General features: G+C 68.2%; 15 protein-coding genes. 9 read left to right on the plus strand and 6 right to left on the minus strand.

What is annotated here, in order from left to right; translation table 11 throughout:
* Positions 1-2: 2 nt before the first annotated feature.
* The 3 genes from shn_RS04975 to shn_RS04985 form a co-directional block, all read right to left on the minus strand.
* Positions 3-977 carry a diguanylate cyclase gene (locus shn_RS04975; protein ID WP_168168892.1) on the minus strand — a complete coding sequence of 325 codons (975 nt, stop codon included), beginning with the start codon at positions 975-977 and terminating at the stop codon, positions 3-5.
* A gap of 115 nt (positions 978-1092) precedes the next feature.
* Positions 1093-2529, minus strand: coding sequence for an MFS transporter (locus tag shn_RS04980; RefSeq protein WP_064329417.1), 1437 nt, complete (start codon positions 2527-2529; stop codon positions 1093-1095).
* Between the two features lie 314 nt (positions 2530-2843).
* Positions 2844-3578, minus strand: coding sequence for a DUF3750 domain-containing protein (locus shn_RS04985; protein WP_064329418.1), 735 nt, complete (start codon positions 3576-3578; stop codon positions 2844-2846).
* A gap of 83 nt (positions 3579-3661) precedes the next feature.
* Between shn_RS04985 and shn_RS04990 the strand changes: the two genes are divergently transcribed.
* Complete coding sequence (locus shn_RS04990) at positions 3662-4669, plus strand: asparaginase (RefSeq protein WP_064332447.1); 1008 nt, start codon at positions 3662-3664, stop codon at positions 4667-4669.
* A gap of 229 nt (positions 4670-4898) precedes the next feature.
* Here shn_RS04990 and shn_RS04995 read toward each other — a convergent pair whose 3' ends face one another.
* Positions 4899-5093: a hypothetical protein gene (locus shn_RS04995; RefSeq protein WP_064329419.1), complete on the minus strand. Its 195-nt coding sequence runs from the start codon at positions 5091-5093 to the stop codon at positions 4899-4901.
* Between the two features lie 103 nt (positions 5094-5196).
* Between shn_RS04995 and shn_RS05000 the strand changes: the two genes are divergently transcribed.
* Positions 5197-6138: a LysR substrate-binding domain-containing protein gene (locus shn_RS05000; RefSeq protein ID WP_064329420.1), complete on the plus strand. Its 942-nt coding sequence runs from the start codon at positions 5197-5199 to the stop codon at positions 6136-6138.
* Here shn_RS05000 and shn_RS05005 read toward each other — a convergent pair.
* A complete protein-coding gene (locus shn_RS05005) occupies positions 6098-6757 on the minus strand; it encodes a glutathione S-transferase family protein (RefSeq protein ID WP_064329421.1) in 660 nt (219 codons plus the stop codon). The two genes, shn_RS05000 and shn_RS05005, sit on opposite strands and share 41 nt — an antisense overlap.
* 256 nt (positions 6758-7013) lie before the next feature.
* Between shn_RS05005 and shn_RS36315 the strand changes: the two genes are divergently transcribed.
* The 3 genes from shn_RS36315 (at position 7014) to shn_RS05020 (ending at position 9373) form a co-directional block, all read left to right on the plus strand.
* Positions 7014-7397 carry a hypothetical protein gene (locus shn_RS36315; protein ID WP_064329422.1) on the plus strand — a complete coding sequence of 128 codons (384 nt, stop codon included), beginning with the start codon at positions 7014-7016 and terminating at the stop codon, positions 7395-7397.
* A 72-nt stretch (positions 7398-7469) separates the two neighbouring features.
* Entirely contained in the window at positions 7470-8849 is a 1380-nt protein-coding gene (locus shn_RS05015) for a PepSY-associated TM helix domain-containing protein (protein ID WP_371328599.1), read from the plus strand.
* 26 nt (positions 8850-8875) lie between these two features.
* Positions 8876-9373, plus strand: coding sequence for a copper chaperone PCu(A)C (locus shn_RS05020; RefSeq protein ID WP_064329424.1), 498 nt, complete (start codon positions 8876-8878; stop codon positions 9371-9373).
* A 104-nt stretch (positions 9374-9477) separates the two neighbouring features.
* Here the strand turns inward: shn_RS05020 and shn_RS05025 are convergent, their stop codons facing one another.
* On the minus strand, positions 9478-10848 hold the full coding sequence (locus shn_RS05025) for a TIGR03808 family TAT-translocated repetitive protein (protein ID WP_064329425.1): 1371 nt from the start codon (positions 10846-10848) through the stop codon (positions 9478-9480).
* Positions 10849-11081: 233 nt separating this feature from the next.
* Between shn_RS05025 and shn_RS05030 the strand changes: the two genes are divergently transcribed.
* The 4 genes from shn_RS05030 to shn_RS05045 all read left to right on the plus strand — a co-directional run bounded on the left by shn_RS05030 (position 11082) and on the right by shn_RS05045 (position 17040).
* Positions 11082-13382, plus strand: a complete 2301-nt coding sequence (locus tag shn_RS05030; protein ID WP_064329426.1) for an EAL domain-containing protein — start codon at positions 11082-11084, stop codon at positions 13380-13382.
* Positions 13383-13445: 63 nt separating this feature from the next.
* The gene (locus shn_RS05035; protein ID WP_064329427.1) at positions 13446-13892 is read left to right on the plus strand and encodes a MarR family winged helix-turn-helix transcriptional regulator; all 447 of its coding nucleotides are present in this window, start codon (positions 13446-13448) and stop codon (positions 13890-13892) included.
* A 252-nt stretch (positions 13893-14144) separates the two neighbouring features.
* Positions 14145-15155, plus strand: coding sequence for a ligase-associated DNA damage response exonuclease (locus shn_RS05040; RefSeq protein ID WP_064329428.1), 1011 nt, complete (start codon positions 14145-14147; stop codon positions 15153-15155).
* A 259-nt stretch (positions 15156-15414) separates the two neighbouring features.
* Entirely contained in the window at positions 15415-17040 is a 1626-nt protein-coding gene (locus shn_RS05045; RefSeq protein WP_064329429.1) for a cisplatin damage response ATP-dependent DNA ligase, read from the plus strand.
* Positions 17041-17043 lie beyond the last annotated feature (3 nt).

Genomic DNA, 17043 nt, shown 5'->3' on the forward strand with positions numbered 1-17043 from the left:
GCTCAGGGTGCCTGCTCGATGCGGTCGCGGCCGAGGCGCTTGGCGCTGTAGAGCGCGCGGTCGGCCCGCTCGAACAGGTCCTCCACCCCGTTGCCGCAATATTCCGCGACGCCCGCCGACATGGTGTAGGCGCAGCCGGGGCCGGCGCGGTCTTCCGCCCGTGCCACCTGGCGGCGAAGGCGCTCCAGGGCATGCATCGCCTCGCGAAGGCCGGCCCCCGGCAGCAGCATGAGGAATTCCTCCCCGCCGATCCGGGCGAAGATATCGCCGCCGCGCAATTGCCGCCGCCCGGCTGCGGCGAAATGGCGGAGCACCGCATCGCCCCTGGCATGGCCGTAGCGGTCGTTGATCGCCTTGAAATGATCGAGATCGATGAGCGCGAGCGAAAGCCGCGTGCCGTCGCGGAAGGCGATGCGCATTTCCGCATCCAGCCGCGCCATCGCCGCGCGGCGGTTGAGGAGGCCTGTCAGCGGGTCCGTATCGGCGGCAAGCTGCGCGGCGTCGCGGGCGATCTGCAGCATGCGCTCGTTGGATTTGAGCATGGTGATGTCGGTGAAGACGCTCCACAGCCAGCCGTCGGCCAGCAGCGTCTCGTTCACCAGGAACCAGCGGTCGTCGCCGATGTCGATCTCGAAGGCACGCTGCGGGCGGCTGCGCCGCTTGGCATGGGCCATGTCCAGGAAGGCATCGATCGGCCCGCTCATCTTCGGGCCGACGCCGCTCGCATGGCAATGGCGCATGATGTCGGCGAAGGTGCGGGCGCCGGGCTGCACGTCGAAAAGCGCGCGGAAGGCGGCGGAGGCATAGGACAGTTCATCCTCCGGCGAGAACAGCGCGAAGGCGACGCCGGATGCGTCGAGCCCGGAAAGGACGAGATCGGTTGTCGCCCGGTCCCGGATGAGCGCAAGCGGCAGGATCGCATCGACATGCGTCATGCCGCTCCCGTCCGGCCACCTGTGCCCGTCGTTGCGTTTCACCAGCCGTTTCCTTCTCAAGACCGAATCGCCGGGGTTCGCAGCGGGCGATTGCCGTTGTTTGTGGCAGAAGACGGCGGGGTCGCAACGAAGACCCTCGGTTTCCCTTAACAGATCCTTAACCCGCCGGGTCGCCCTTTCCGGCCGGAAGGCGCAGGGCAAGGAGGATCGCCAGCGCCGCCGGCAGGGCCAGCAGCGCATAGAGCCAGCGCGCCGCCGTCAGCGCCCCCTCGATCCCGCCGGGGCTTACCAGCCCGGTCGAATTGACGATGATGCCGGCAAGCGCCGCCCCGAAGGCCGCACCGAGCGCCTGCATGGTGGTGATCGCCGCCGAGGCCTTGTCCGTCTCGCCGGCCGGCGCAAGATGCAGCACATGGGTGACGAGATGCGCCCAGCCCATGCCGATGCCGAACCCCATGAGGAAGATGAAGAGGGTGGCGACCGCGAGCAGCACGAGGCCGCTTGCCGGATTGTGCCGGGCGAGCGTGACGACGAGGAGGGCGGTCGCCAGCGCCTCCATCAGCGCGCCGGCGACGATCACCCGGTTGGCGCGCTGCCCCTTGAGGCCGGCGGTGGCGAAGGCCGCGACCGTCCAGCCGAGCGCCAGCAGCGCCACGAGATAGCCGGCGACGAGCGGGCTCACGCCATGCAGCACCTGCAGGAAATAGGGGATGTAGATATCCGAGCAGATCGTCACCAGCAGCATCAGCATAATGAGATAGACCCGGGCAAGCGGCGAGCCGAGGCTGATCGTGCCCGCCGGCAGTAGCCGTCCCTCGGCGCGGCGCTCGATCGCCACCGTCGCCAGCATCGCAAGCACGGCGGCGGCCGCGAAGGCGCCGCGCAGCAGGGGCGCCGTGACGGAACTGGCGAAGGACAGCACCACCACGGCGGCGACGAGCAGCACGATCTGCAGGAAGGGCGTCTTCGTCGTCACGCGCTCGCCGTCACCCGGCGGCAGCAGCTTCGGCGCGGAAGCGGCCATCAGCACCGACAGCGGCACGAGCAGCGCGAAGGCCTCGCGCCAGGCGCTGCCGGCCGCGAAGATCCCGCCGATCGTCGGGCCGAGGAAGGTGGCGATGCCCCAGGCGGCGGCATAGAGCGTCGAGGCCGTGCTCCACAGCGGTTCGGGATAGACATGGCGGATGAAGGCATAGCCGAGCGCCACCAGGAAGCCCGCACCGAGCCCCTGGATCGCCCGGCCGATAAGCACCGTCTCCATGCTGGGCGCGATCGCGCAGACGAGGCTGCCGATGCCGAAGAGCAGCGCGCCGGCCCTGTAGCAATGGTTGAGCGTCACCCTTTCCGGCCGCACGGCCACGAAGGTGGAGCCGAGCACGGAGGCCGCGACATAGATCGTCGTCGCCCAGGCGAAGAGCGGCAGGCCGCCGATATCGCGCACGATCGAGGGCATCAGCGTGGCGGTGATATAGGTCTCCACCGCATGCAGCATGATGCCGCCGCCGAGCATCAGCGTGCCGAACAGATAGGCGCGGGAGAACAGGCTGGAAAGCCGCGGCACGGTTTCCTTGGACGATACGATGCTCTCGGACATGGAAACGGGCCTTGATGCAGAATGCGGTGGAAACAGACGTGGCATGGCGCAAAACGGAGTTCAAGCCGTGACTTTTCACTCAAAATGCGGCCGCGAAGGCCCGAAACTGCGCCCAGACGGCGCGCCATGCGCATGCCCTTGCTGTAAGGTGAGTGCGGGCGAGGCCCGACGCGATCTCGACCTTGTGCGCATTGCGGGTTCGCGGTGGATCATCTGTCAGAAGGCTTGCGGCGAAAGCACGCCTCCCGCTCCTCCGTTTTGCTCAGGCCCGACCCGAGCGCGACGGAGGAGCGGCATGCATCCGCGGTGGAACGCTACACGCCGATGCGCCCGATGGCGGGGATCTTGATCGCCGGCCGATAGAAATCCACGCCGGCGACGAGGCCCATGATGTGCAGCTCCAGCCCGGAGCGCAGCCCCGCCGAGATGCCGACGAGGCCGTAGAGCGTCGCATGCACGTCCCAGCCGTCGGGATCGACCGCGAAGATCCTTCCTTCCGGCAGGTAGTCGCGGCCCACCGCATCCGGCGGCAGCACCACGCCAAGTTCCGGCACCGAGCGCAGCACGTGCGCGACGAAGGTGTTGGAATTCGGTCCCGGCCAGATGCGGTAGCCGCCCGGCTTGGAATAGGGATAGGCGGCGATGGCCGTCTCGATCTTCGGGATCAGCCGCGCCGCCTCCTCGCCGCTGACGCTGACCACCACGCGCGGCGTGTTGGAATACCAGAAGGCATCCGGCGCATAGCCGTTCTTGCGCACCGGCGTGCCCCAGCCGACCTTGTCGTAGCGGTTGTAGCTCCCGTTCGCCGCCTTGGTGACGATCCAGGCATGGCTCGCCACCGCGCCCTTCAGGCCGCCCGTCGCGGCGGAGAAGACGTGGATCGTCGCCTGCGGCGTGTCTTCGGCCCTGGGCAGGATGCCGGCGGATTGCCAGTTCGCCTCCCGCCAGCTCTGCGGCCGGTCCCTGATGTACCAGTAGCCCGCCGAGGCGAGCGCCGGCATGAGGTAGATGACGAGGAAGAGGACGAGGACGTTCCTCAACAGTTTCATGCGCGGCGCCTCCGAAATCGCGTGTGCGGGGTGAGGTTTTCGGATAATACCGCACCGGAAACCGGAAATTTGAGGGCATGAACATGGCAAACCCCGTCCTTGTCGAGGTCACCCGCGGCAATCTCGTCGAAAGCCGCCATCGCGGCATGGTCGTCGCGGTCGACGGCGATGGCAAGGTGGTGTTTTCGCAAGGGGAGATCGAGGCCGGCATCTTCCCGCGTTCGGCCTGCAAGGCCATGCAGGGCCTGCCGCTCGTCGAAAGCGGCGCGGCGGATGCCTATGGCTTCGGTAACCGGGAACTGGCGCTCGCCTGTTCCTCGCACAGCGGCGAGCCGGAACATGCAAGCCTTGCCGGCGCCATGCTGGCCGCTGCCGGCGTCGACGAGAGCGTGCTGGAATGCGGCGCCCACTGGTCCTTCGAGCAGCCGGTGCTCGTCAGCCAGGCGCGCGGCCTCGAGCGGCCGACCGCGCTGCACAACAACTGCTCGGGCAAACATGCCGGCTTCGTCTGCGCCGCCTGCCACACCGGCAAGGACCTCAAGGGCTATGTGCGCTACGAGCACCCCGTCCAGGCGGAAATCCGCGGCGTCATGGAGAGCCTGACGGGCGCCGTGCTCGCCACCGACAATTGCGGCGTCGACGGCTGCTCGATCCCCACCTATGCCGTGCCGCTGAAGAGCCTCGCGCACGGATTTGCCAGGATGGCGACCGGCACCGGCCTTGGCCCCGAGCGCGCGAAGGCCGCCCGCCGCCTGATCGAGGCCTGCATGGCCGAGCCCTTCTACGTCGCCGGCACCAGGCGCGCCTGCACGAGGCTGATGAAGACGGCCCCCGGCCGCATCTTCGCCAAGACCGGCGCCGAGGGCGTCTTCTGCGCCGCCATCCCGGAAAAGGGCATCGCCATCGCCCTCAAATGCGAGGACGGCACGACCCGCGCCGCCGAAAGCATGGTCGCCGCCACGCTCGCCCGCTTCTTCGCCGACGAGCCCGAGCTCCACGCCGCCCTGATGGCCGAGGCCAACCGCTCCATGTCCAACTGGAACGGCATCCATGTCGGCGACGTCCGCGTCACGGATGCGTTCGCGGCCTGATCAGGCCCGTCGCGGCGTGCATGGCCCCTCATCCCGCTGCCGCGACCTTCTCCCCGCAAGCGGGGAGAAGGGGAGTGCCGCGCCGTTTTCCCGAAACGGTGCCGTATTGTCCGGACGTTCCCATCCGTTCCGTCTCCCCGCAAGCGGGGAGACGGTGTCGGCAGGCGGATGAAGGGTGTTCGATGCCCGCCGCCTTGAGTGCGGGCGTCTCTTCAGGCGGATGAGGGGATCAGAGCGGCCGGGGGCCGCTCCCGGCCCGGAGCGCCGGGGTGCGGAAGAGCCCGAAGGGCAGGTCGCCGAGCGCGCGCGAATCCATCGTCTCGATCGCGGGATGGGCCAGCGGATCGCGCAGCCAGACGGGCGTGTCCGCAGCGTCGGCCTCGGCGCGCAGCGCTTCGGCCACTCTGGAGAAAATCTTGAACATTGCCTTCTCCTTGCGGTTGGTTACCATGAGTGATGGCTGATAATCGCGCTGCAAGGCCGTTTCGGCAATCGAGTAGTTCAGGATGGCGGTGTAGAAAAACTATATGAGAAACCTCAACCTCGTGCATCTCAACGGCCTGCGTGCGCTGGAGGCGGTGGGCCGGCTCGGCTCGCTGCAGGCGGCGGCGGAGGAGCTCGGCGTGACGGTCGGCGCAGTGAGCCAGCAGATCATCAAGGCGGAAGACCAGCTCGGCCGGGCGATCTTCGAGCGCATCGCGCGGGGCCTGCGGCAGACGGCCTTCGGCACGCCGTTCCTCGCGCGGCTCTCGGCGGGCTTCGGCCAGTTGTCCGAGGCGGTCGCCACCACGCAGCGCCGTGACGATGCGATCCTGACGATCTCCGTCGCGCCGATCTTCGCCTCGCGCTGGCTCATCCATCGCATCGACCGCTTCGCCGCCGCTCATCCCGATATCAGCCTGCGCATCGAGGCGACGACGACGCTGGTCGACCTGGCGCGTTCCGATGTCGACCTGTGCATCCGCGTCGGCCCCGGCACCTGGCCGGATGTGGCGGCGGAATTCCTGGTGCCGCAGGTCGTCTTCCCGGTCTGCGCGCCGGCGCTGGCGGCGGGGATCAGGACGCCGCAGGACCTGTCCGAGCAGCCGGCCGTGGTCGACGGCAACGACGCCTTCACCTGGGAGCGCTGGCTGAAGCTCGCCGGTTTCGCCGTGCCGGCGCCCAAGGCGCGGCATGTCTTTTCCGATGCCTCGCTCTGCCTCGATGCGGCCCTGGCGGGGCAGGGGGTGCTGCTCGCCTATCCGGTGCTCGCCTCCTGGGCCTTGAAGGAGGGGCGGCTCGTCGCGCCGTTCCCCATCCGGGTGGAGACCGGCATGGGCTATTATTTCGTGACGGCGCCAGGCGTGCCGGAGCCGCGCAAGGTCTCGCTGTTCAAGCGCTGGCTGCGCGCGGCGCTGGCCGAGGACGAGGACGGCTTTGCCGGCGCGGTCATTCCGGCTCGGAAAGCCGCGCCGCCATCATCGCCGTGAAGGCCGGCCGCGCCTGGCAGGCTGCCAGCCAGGCCTTGACGTTCGGCGCCGCGTCGAAGAGCTGCGGCTGGCTCATCGCATAGCGGAAGACCTCCGCGAGGTTGAGGTCGGCGACGGTGAATCGGTCGCCGACGACATGGCCGGTGGCGGCAAGATGGGCGTCGAGCCGCTGGAAGCGTGTCTTCAGCGCCGTGGCGGCGGCGCGGATGACAAGGCGGCCCTGCTCGCTCTCGGCGGCCTTGGCGTCGAGCGTCTGGATGATCTTCACCGCATGCGGCTCCACCTCCGTCGCCGCCCACATCGTCCATTGCAGCATCTCGGCCTCTTCCGTCACCGTCCGGCCGGCGAGCGGGCCGCCGTGCTTGCGGGCGAGGTAGAGGTTGATTGCCAGCGATTCCGTCATCACGTAGCCGCCGTCGTCGATGCAGGGGATGAGGCCGGTCGGGTTGACGGCGAGGAAATCCGGCGAGCGGGTGTTGAGCGGCGCATCGGCCGCCAGCGGATCGTCGAGGCGGCGCGCCTGGATGACCGGCACGCTGGCAAAGGGCAGGCCGAGTTCGCCGGCAAGCCAGTAGTTGCGCGAGGCGCGCGAGCGGTAGACGCCGTAGATGGTGAGCATGGATCCTCCCTGGGACGCCCGGCTGGCGCGGGCTTGCGTCAGAACAAAGAGCCGGCGCAATCCCCCGGCTAAATGGAGGGCGAGACTGCACGGGCCTTGCCGGCACCATAGGCGGCGGTTCGGGGAAGCGGTAGGGCGCCGGCCTGATCGATCGATGAATTGTCGTGATGATCCCGGGCCTGCTTTGTCGCATTGACCTTCCGCCGGTCCGGGGCTAAGGCGAAGGGTCCGCGCGGATCGCGGATGAGGACGACCGATGACACGACGCATGACACGCTGGGCCGCCTGCCTGCGCATTCTCTGCGCGGTCGCCCTGCTGTTCGTCGGTTTCTCCCACCAGCCGGCCTCGGCCACGGCGCCGACCGCGCTGGAACTCACCCAGTATGTGCTTCCAGACGGCACCCTGCCGGACATCTGCCTCAACGACATGGTGGGCGGCAAGGCCAAGCATGTCGGGCCGGTGAAGTGCGAGGCCTGCCGCATCGCCGGCGCCATGCTGATGCCGGAACCGGTCGATCTCGATGGCGCCGTGCTCGCCTTCCGCCGCCTCGCCGCGCTCCCCCTCGTCGAGGAGGCGCTGCGCCCGCGGCGCGAACGCCCCGGCGCGCCGCCCCGCGCGCCTCCCGTCCTGTCCGCCTGATTGTTGCGCCCGCACGCCGGTTCGCCGACGTGTGCCGAAGATCCAGCCTGACAGGACCCTTTCATGTCCGTGATTTCCGATGCGCCGGCCGTTGCCGCCGCCGAACCCTCCGCGCTCGCACAGCGCCTCTACCGCGCCATCTGGCGATGGCACTTCTTTGCCGGCCTGCTCGCCGTGCCCTTCATGATCAGCCTTGCCGTCACCGGCGGGCTCTATCTCTTCAACGACGAGATCGACGCCAGCCTCTTCCGCTACCGCAACTATGTCACGGTCGGCGGCGTGGAGCTGCCGCCTTCGGCCATCGTGGAGAAGGCCGTCGCCGCCGTGCCGGGCGGAACGCTCTCCTCCTACCGCACGCCGGCCGGCGCGGACCGCTCGGCCCGCGTGACGGTCTCCACCGGGGCCGGCAAGGTTCTGGTCTTCGTCGATCCCTATGACGGCGCCGTGCTCGACACGGTCGGCGCCAAGGAGGAGTTCAACCAGGTCGTCGAGGACCTGCACAGCCTCGATTATTTCGGCACCTCCTGGGAGCGCCTCATCGAGGTCGTCGCAGGCTTTGCCGTCGTGCTCGTGCTCACCGGCATCTATCTCTGGTGGCCGCGCAGCCAGACGGGCGGCGTCGTCAGCGTGCGGGGCACGCCGGCCCGGCGCGTCTTCTGGCGCGATCTTCATGCCGTCACCGGCATCTTCGCCAGCATGCTCATCCTGTTCCTGGCCTTCAGCGGCCTGTTGTGGACCGGCTTCTGGGGCAGCAAGGTCAACGGCTATCTCACGGCGAACGGCATGGGCTATCCGGCCGAGCTGTGGGACCAGGTGCCGCATTCCATGCTGGTCACCACGGATGTCCTGCCGAAGACCGCCTGGCTGATGGAGAATGCGCCGGTGCCGGCATCGACGCCGCCGGGCGAGGGGCAGGCGGCGCTGCCGCCCATCGGCCTCGACAATGCCGTGACGATCGCCAATGCCGCCGGCATGCTGCCCGGCTACGAGCTCTCGCCGCCCGCAAGCGAGACCGGCGTCTACACGGCGGCGATCTATCCGGCCGATCTCCAGTACGAGCGCACGCTGCATATCGACCAGTATACCGGCGAGCGCCTCGTCGACACCGCCTATGCCGACTATCCGGCGACGGGCAAGCTGATCGAATGGGGCATCAACGTGCACAAGGGGCAGGAATGGGGGCTCTTCAACCAGCTCCTGATGCTTTCCACCTGCCTCGTCGTCATCGCCATGAGCCTGTCGGCCGTCGTCATGTGGTGGAAGCGCCGGCCGAAGGGCCGCATCGGCGTGCCGCCCGGCCCGCGCGAGGGGCGCATCTATGTCGGCCTGTGGGCGATCGCCGCCGTCTTCGGCGTGCTCTTCCCGCTGACGGGCCTCACCATCCTCGCCATGATCCTCCTCGACCAGTTCGTCATCCGCCTCGTGCCGCCGCTGCGGCGCATCTTTTCCTGAACACAAAGCCAGAAAGGATTTTTTCCATGAAACGCATCCTCGCCTCCTTCGTCGCCCTGGCGCTCTCGGCCTCGGCCGCCTTCGCCCACGACTTCACTCTCGGCAACCTGGAGATCCACCACCCGGCCTCCCGGGCGACGCTGCCCGGCCAGCCGGTCGGCGGCGGCTTCATGACCATCACCAACAAGGGCGCCGAGGCCGACCGCCTCGTCTCCATCGCTGCACCGGACGTGTCCGACGACGTGCAACTGCACGAAATGGCCGTCGAGAACGACGTGATGAAGATGCGCCAACTGCCGGACGGCATCGAGGTCCCGGCCGGCGCCAAGGTCGAACTGAAGTCCGGCGGCCTGCACGTCATGTTCATGCGCATCAAGCATCCCTTCACGGAAGGCGAGAAGTTCAAGGCGACGCTGACCTTCGAGAAGGCCGGCAAGATCGACGTGGATTTCAGGATCGAGGCCGCCAAGCCGGGCGCCAGGTCGGGCGAAGGCGCCGCCGACCATGGCAGCCACGGCGGCTGAGACGGCGGGAGGAGCGGATGAGGGGGCGATGCGGCAGTTGCCCCCTCATCCACCATGGCGCCTCTCCGTTCGGGCAAGAAGAAGAGACGCGTCGCGGGACGGGCTCAGCCCGTCCGGTTCCGTTCGATCGTCAGATGCGCGAAGGTCGGGCCTTCCCTCGCGAGGTCCCCGGTGGTGCGCTCGTTCCAGCGGTAGCCGGCAATGGCGCCGTTCGGGGTCTCCTCGAAGATGTTGCCGGAGATGAGGGCCGAGCCTGCCTCCTCCACCACGGTCACGGCGCAGCCGACCGGGCTGCGGCGCACCAGGTTGCCGCTGACGACGAGGCCGCGCATATAGGGCCCCCAGCCGAGCATCAGCCCCCATTTCGGGGCATTCTCCACCGTGTTGCCCGAGACGACCGTATCGGCCTCCACCGCGATGCCGAAGCCGAAGCCCGCGCCGTCGTGGATATAGGGGCCTTCGAGCCGGAGGTTGCGCACCACGTTGCCGGTGACGCTTGCAAGCCGCCCGCCCTCGTCGAAATTGACGATGAGGATGCCGTTGGCCGCGCCGTCGACGAGGTTGCCGTTGACGAGGGCGCCCTCGAAGCCGAATTCCGAGTAGATCGCCGTCTCGCCGCTGTCGAGGCAGGTATTGCCCGATATCTGCACGTTCGAGCCGGCATTGGCGCGGATGGCGGAAAAGGCGCAGCCGGAAATGTGGTTGTTGCTGATCATAACCGCGTCGGCGCGGAAGATGTTGATGCCGTTGCCGTATTGGCCGGTGCCGCCACGGGTGGCGGAAATGCGGGCGATGCGGTTGCCCGAGACGATCGTGCCGTCGTGGCCCTTCTCCCAGCGGTGGATGAGGATGCCGCCATTGCCGCAGTCGAAGACGTGGTTGCCGGTGACCGACAGGTCGCGGCTTTCGACGGCATAGAGCGCATATTCGGCAGCGCCCGAAAGCCGGTTGCGCTCGATGCGCCCGCCGCAGCGCTGCAGGCTGACGGCCGTCTTGGAGGAGCCCTGGATCTCGCAGTTCTCGATCGTCACATTGGCGACGTTGCTGAAATGCACGAGGCCGTCGACCGTATCGCCGAGCCAGCGGTTCGCCCCGTCGATGACGAGATTGGCAAGCTCGATCCGCCCCGCGCCGTCGGCGGCGAAGAGGTGCCCGTCGCCGCCATAGACGATGCGGGTGGCGCCTGGCACGCCGGTAAGGCGCGTGTTGTCGGGCAGCGTGATGTTGGAGACGGTATAATCGCCCGGTGGCAGGAAGACCGGCGTGTTCTTCGCCGCCGCCTCCTTCAGCAGCTTGGCGAAGGCCTTGCTCTTGCGGTCGTCCGCGCCGGGGCGGATGCCGTGCGCCGAGGCGTCGATGCTGCCCCGAAGATCGACGTCGACGACCGGCAGCCGCTGCGTGCGGGCAAGCGCCGGGGCGGCGATGCCGGCCGCGCCGAGACCGAGGCCCGAGAGAAATAACCGTCTGCTAACCATGAAAGCTCCTTGCCGGTGAAGGAGCAGGAACCGTGCCAGGTGCTGTTGTGCCGAAACGGCACGACCGGGCTGCTGCGCGCCAGGGTTGCCGCAAAGGGCTGGAAGGCCCGCATTGACAGCATTTCGCCGGTTTCCTTTAGGGTTGGATAACGACTCCAGGTGTATGGTCGGGTCTTCCGAGAGGGGAGGCGGCCGGCATTGTCTTTCCTTGCGCTTGGGACTTGCAGGGATTCATGTCGACGAAACTGTCTCACCTTGGCAATGACGAGGCCGACCCGACGGCACGATTGATCTCCGCCAGCCAGCGCCTTATCAGCGAGGCGGCGCGGCTCTTCCCGCTCGCCTCCGCGCAGAGCGAGCGCACGATCTGGCTCGAGGCCATGATCGACGAGGTGCCGGACTACCTCTACTTCAAGGACAGGAACAGCCGCTTCGTCGTCGCCAACCGGGCGATCGTCAACGACAACCGCCGCGAGGGGCTGGAGAGCCTGGAAGGCCTCTCCGACTTCGACATCCATCCCGAACATGTCGCGCGCGGCTTCTTCGAGACCGAGCAGGAGATCATCCGCACCGGCCGGGCCATGCTCGACATGGAGGAACTGATCCGCGATTCCGCCGGCCGGCTCAAATGGCTGCTCACCTCGAAACTGCCGGTGCGCAATGGTGAGGGCGAGGTGATCGGCCTCGTCGGCATCGCGCGCGACATCACCGAGCGCAAGCGCTCCGAGAGCCTGCATGTCGGCCAGGCGCATCTTCTGAAGATGATCGCGCTCGGCGCGCCGCTGGTCGAGGTCTTCTCCTCGCTGATCCTCCTGATCGAGGCGCATGTGCCCGACGTCCTCGGCTCCATCCTGATGCTCGCCCCCGACGGCAAGCGCATGCTGAGCGGCGCCGCGCCCAGTCTCGATCCCGCCTATAGCGCGCTGATCGACGGCGTCGAGATCGGCCCGAAGGTCGGCTCCTGCGGCACCGCGATGTGGCGGGGCGAGCCGGTCATCGTCTCCGACATCCAGACCGACCCGCTCTGGGAGGATTTCAAGGCGCTCGTTGCGCCCTACGGCTTCCGCGCCTGCTGGTCCTCGCCGATCCGCTCCTACCAGGGCAAGGTGCTCGGCTCCTTCGCCCTCTATGCCAAGAGCGCCGGCGAACCGACGGCCGAATGCATGAAGCTCGTCGGCATGGCGACCCACATTGCCGGCATCGCCATCGAGCGCAAGGAGGCGGAAGACAGCATCCAGTTCATGGCCCATCACGACACGCTGACGGGCCTGCCGAACCGCAGCATGCTCGACGAGCGCGTCGCCTCGGCCATCGAGGCGGCGGACGAGTGCGGCGGCGGCATGACGCTCGCCTTCCTCGACCTCGACAATTTCAAGCTGGTCAATGACAGCCTCGGCCACCATGCCGGCGACGAGCTGCTGAAGATCGTCGCCGCGCGCATGCAGAATTGCGTGCGGGCGAGCGACAGCATCGTGCGCCTCGGCGGCGACGAGTTCGTCGTGCTCATCAACGGCGCGATGCGCAAGGGCGAGAGCGTGGAGGACCGGCTGCGCGCCGTGCGCGAGGCGGTCGCCGAGCCCGTTGTCATCGAGGGCCGCTCGTTCCAGATCACCTGCAGCATGGGCGTCGCCGCCTATCCCGAGCACGGCCGCAACGCGACCGAGCTGATGGCCCGCGCGGATGCCGCCATGTACCGCGCCAAGGAGATCGGCCGCGATGCCATGCAGGTCTTCACCGCCGAGCTGGCCAACCGGGCGCATGAGAAGCTGGAGCGCCAGGAGGAACTGCGCCGCGCGCTCGCCCAGGGCGAGCTCTTCCTGCAGTACCAGCCGCAGATGGACCTTGCGACCGGCCGCATCTTCGCCGTCGAGGCGCTGATCCGCTGGCGCCATCCCGAGCGTGGGCTGATCGGCCCGGGCGATTTCATCCCGCTTGCCGAGGAAACCGGCCTGATCGGCCCGATCGGCGACTGGACGCTGCGCGCCGCCTGCCGGCAGAACAAGGCCTGGCAGGAGAGCGGCCTGCCGCCCATCGTCGTCAGCGTCAATGTCTCGGCCCGCCAGTTCCAGGAGAAGGACTGGGTCGAGCGCGTCGCCGCCGCCCTTGCCGAAAGCGGGCTGGAGGCGCGCTATCTGGAACTGGAGCTGACCGAAAGCCTGATCATGCAGGATGTGCAGCAGGCGGTGGAGACCATGCATCGCCTCGAAAAGCTCGGCGTGCACCTTGCCATCGACGATTTCGGCACCGGCTATTCCAGCCTTGCCTCGCTGAAGCGCTTCCCCGTCGGCCGCCTCAAGATCGACCGCTCCTTCGTGCAGGACCTGCCGGACGACGGCGACGACGCGGCCATTGCCCGCGCCGTCATCTCGCTGGCCCATACGCTGCAGCTTCGGGTGATCGCCGAGGGCGTGGAGACGCGCGAGCAGATCGACTTCCTGCGCGAGGCCGGCTGCGACGAGATCCAGGGCTATTATCTCTCCCGCCCCATCGACGCCCGCGCGCTCCAGGCGATCCTCTGCATTCCCAATCTCTAATAATCCTTGCCGTCCGGGCCTTTCCGCTCTTGACAATACTATGTTGATATCAACAGTAAGGGCATGAGCGATGAACCCTTGATTCCCTACGAGACGACCCTCTTCGTGCGCGACACCTGCCTGTGCCTGCATGCGCAGCGCGCGGCGCGGGCGCTCGCCCGGCGTTTCGACGATGCGCTGCGCCCCCTCGGCCTCACCAACGGCCAGTTCTCGCTGCTGATGGCGCTGAACCGCCCGGAGCCGCCGCCGATGGGCCCGGTCGCCACCGTGCTCGCCATGGATCGCACGACGCTGACGGCCGCGCTGAAGCCGCTGGAACGCCGCGGCCTCGTCGCCGTCGAGGCCGACCCGCGCGACCGGCGCGGCCGGCTCCTGCGCCTGACGGTCGAGGGGCGCCGCCTGCTGACGCGGGCCTTCCCGGTCTGGAAGGAGACGCACGAGAAGATCGACCGCCAGCTCGCCGCCGTCGACATGGCCGCGCTGCGCGCCGGCATGCTGGCGATCGCCTGAGCGGACGCCCGGCGCGGCAGCCCCCGTTTAAAGCGTGCCGTGCGGGTGGATCCTCGGGTCGAGCCCGAGGATGACGGTGGGGAGGAGGGGCTTCCAAGCGCATTGACCGGTGCGGCAGGGGAGCCGTCGCGTCGGTTCGCCTTCACTCCCCTTCTTGCGTCATCCTCGGGCTCGACCCGAGGATCCACCCGCACGGCACGCCGCCGACGGCTGCCACTGGCACCGCGCACAAAACCCTCTATCTTCCCCCGCATGAAGCCAGACCAGCTCCTCCATCCGGCGCCCGCCGGCCTCTATTGCCCTGCCGGCGATTTCTACATCGATCCTGTCCGTCCCGTGGCAAGAGCGCTGATCACCCATGGCCATTCCGACCATGCAAGGGCCGGGCACGGCGCGGTGCTGGCGACGCGCGAGACGCTCGACATCATGGCCATCCGCTACGGCGCGGATTTCTGCGGCGCGATGCAGGCGGCCGCCTTCGGCGAGCGCATCGATCTTTCCGGCGTCACCGTCTCCTTTCATCCCGCCGGCCATGTGCTCGGCTCGGCGCAGATCGCGGTGGAGAAGGCGGGCCTCACCATCGTCGCCTCCGGCGACTACAAGCGCGGTGCCGACCCGACCGCAACCCCCTACGAGCCGGTGCCCTGCGACATCTTCATCACCGAGGCGACCTTCGGCCTGCCGGTCTTCCATCATCCCGAGCCGAAGGGCGAGATGGGCAAGCTGCTGACCTCGCTCCGCCAGTTCCCCGAGCGCAGCCATCTGCTCGGTGCCTATTCGCTCGGCAAGGCGCAGCGCGTCATCCGCCTGCTGCGCGATTGCGGCTATGATGCGCCGATCTACATCCACGGCTCGCTCGCCCGTCTCTGCGATTATTATGTCAGCCGCGGCATTGCGCTTGGCGACCTGCGCCCCGCCACGACGGAGAGAAGCAGCCCCGCCGATTTCCGCGGCGCCGTCGTCGTCGGCCCGCCCTCGGCCTTCGCCGACCGCTGGGCGCGCCGCTTCAACGAACCGCTCGTCGCCTTCGCCTCCGGCTGGATGATGGTGCGCCAGCGTGCCAAGCAGGGCGGCGTCGAGCTGCCGCTCGTCATCTCCGACCATTGCGACTGGCCGGAACTGACCGGGACGATCCGCGAGCTCGCGCCGCGCGAGGTCTGGGTGACGCATGGCCGCGAGGAGGCGCTGGTGCGCTGGTGCGAGCTCGCCGGCATCCCGGCCAGGCCGCTGCATCTCGTGGGCTATGAGGATGAGGGGGATTGAGGATGCAGCCTGCTTGTCCTTCGCCGGCTCCGTCTTCAGGGCTGCAACACACCCCTCTGGCCTGCCGGCCATCTCCCCCTCAAGGGGGGAGATTGGATGGAGCAACGTTTCGCCTATCGCTGGCGCTGCTGATCGAGCAAGGTTCCTGCTTCTTACCGATCTCCTCCCTTGAGGGGGAGATGCCCGGCAGGGCAGAGGGGGGTGCCGCAGCGTACGCCCCAACCACGGGCCCATCGCATGCAGGCGGAAGGCACTCCCCATGAGAGCCTTCGCCACGCTGCTCGACCGCCTCGTCCTCACCCCCTCGCGCAACGGCAAGCTAAAGCTGCTCGCCGATTATTTCCGCGACACGCCCGATCCCGACCGCGGCTACGGCCTTGCCGCCATTGCCGGCACGCTGGACCTCAAGAGCGTCAAGCCGGCGCTGCTGCGCGAGCTCGTGCTGGAGCGCATGGACGAGGTGCTGTTCCGCTATTCCTACGATTATGTCGGCGATCTCGCGGAAACCATCGCGCTCGTCTGGGACGAGGAGCGCAAGGAGCGCGTGCCGGATGAAGCGCAGCCCCGGCTCGGCGCCGTCGTTTCCCGCATGAACGCGCTCGGCCGCACGGAGGTGCGCGGCGCGGTGCGCGATCTCCTCGACCGGCTCGATCCCTCCGCCCGCTTCGCCTTCCTCAAGCTTGCGACCGGCGGCCTGCGCATCGGCGTTTCCGCGCGCCTTGCCAAGCAGGCGCTCGCCGATTTCTCCGGCAGGGACGTCACCGAGATCGAGACGCTGTGGCACGGGCTGTCGCCGCCCTACGAACCGCTCTTCGCCTGGCTGGAGGGTCGGGCGGACCGCCCGGTGCTCGCCACCCCCGCCATCTTCCATTCCGTCATGCTCGCCAATCCGGTGGGGGAGGGGGATCTCGACGCGCTCGACCCGGCCGATTTCGTCGCCGAATGGAAGTGGGACGGCATTCGCGTGCAACTGTCGGCGGCCGGCAGCACGCGCCGCCTCTATTCCCGCTCCGGCGACGACATCTCCGCCGCCTTCCCGGATGTGCTGGAGGCGATCAGCTTCGAGGGGGTGGTGGACGGCGAGCTGCTCGTCGGCGGCACGGCGCGCATGAACAGCCCGACGCGCACCTTCTCCGATCTCCAGCAGCGCCTCAACCGCAAGACCGTCACCCCGCGCATGCTGGAGGACTATCCCGCCTTCGTGCGCGCCTATGACGTGCTCTTCGAGGGCGAGGCGGATGTGCGCCCGCAGAGCTTTTCCGATCGCCGCGCCCGCCTCGGCGAAATGATCGAGAAGGCGCCGCACGATCGTTTCGACCTGTCGCCGCTGGTGCCCTTCGGCTCCTGGGCCGAGCTGGAGACGATCCGCCGCGATCCGCCCGATCCGGTCATCGAGGGGGTGATGATCAAGCGGCTGGACAGCCCCTACCAGGCCGGCCGCATGAAGGGCCCGTGGTTCAAGTGGAAGCGCGATCCCTTCAACATCGACGCCGTCATGATGTATGCCCAGCGCGGCCACGGCAAGCGCTCGAGCTACTATTCCGACTTCACCTTCGGCGTGTGGACCGACGGCCCGGACGGTCCCCTGCTGGTGCCCGTCGGAAAGGCCTATTTCGGCTTCACCGATGCCGAGCTCGAAGTGCTCGACCGCTACGTGCGCAACAACACGACCGACCGTTTTGGCCCCGTGCGCGCCGTCAGGGCCGAGCCCGGCTACGGCTTCGTGCTGGAGGTCGCCTTCGAGGGCATCAACCGCTCCACCCGCCACAAATCCGGCGTCGCCATGCGCTTCCCCCGCATCGCCCGCCTGAGGCAGGACAAGCTGCCCGCCGACGCCGACCGGCTGGAGACGCTGATGGCGATGGTGGAGGCGAAGGAAGGGTAGCGG

This window comes from Shinella sp. HZN7 (assembly GCF_001652565.1).
Taxonomy (GTDB): domain Bacteria; phylum Pseudomonadota; class Alphaproteobacteria; order Rhizobiales; family Rhizobiaceae; genus Shinella; species Shinella granuli.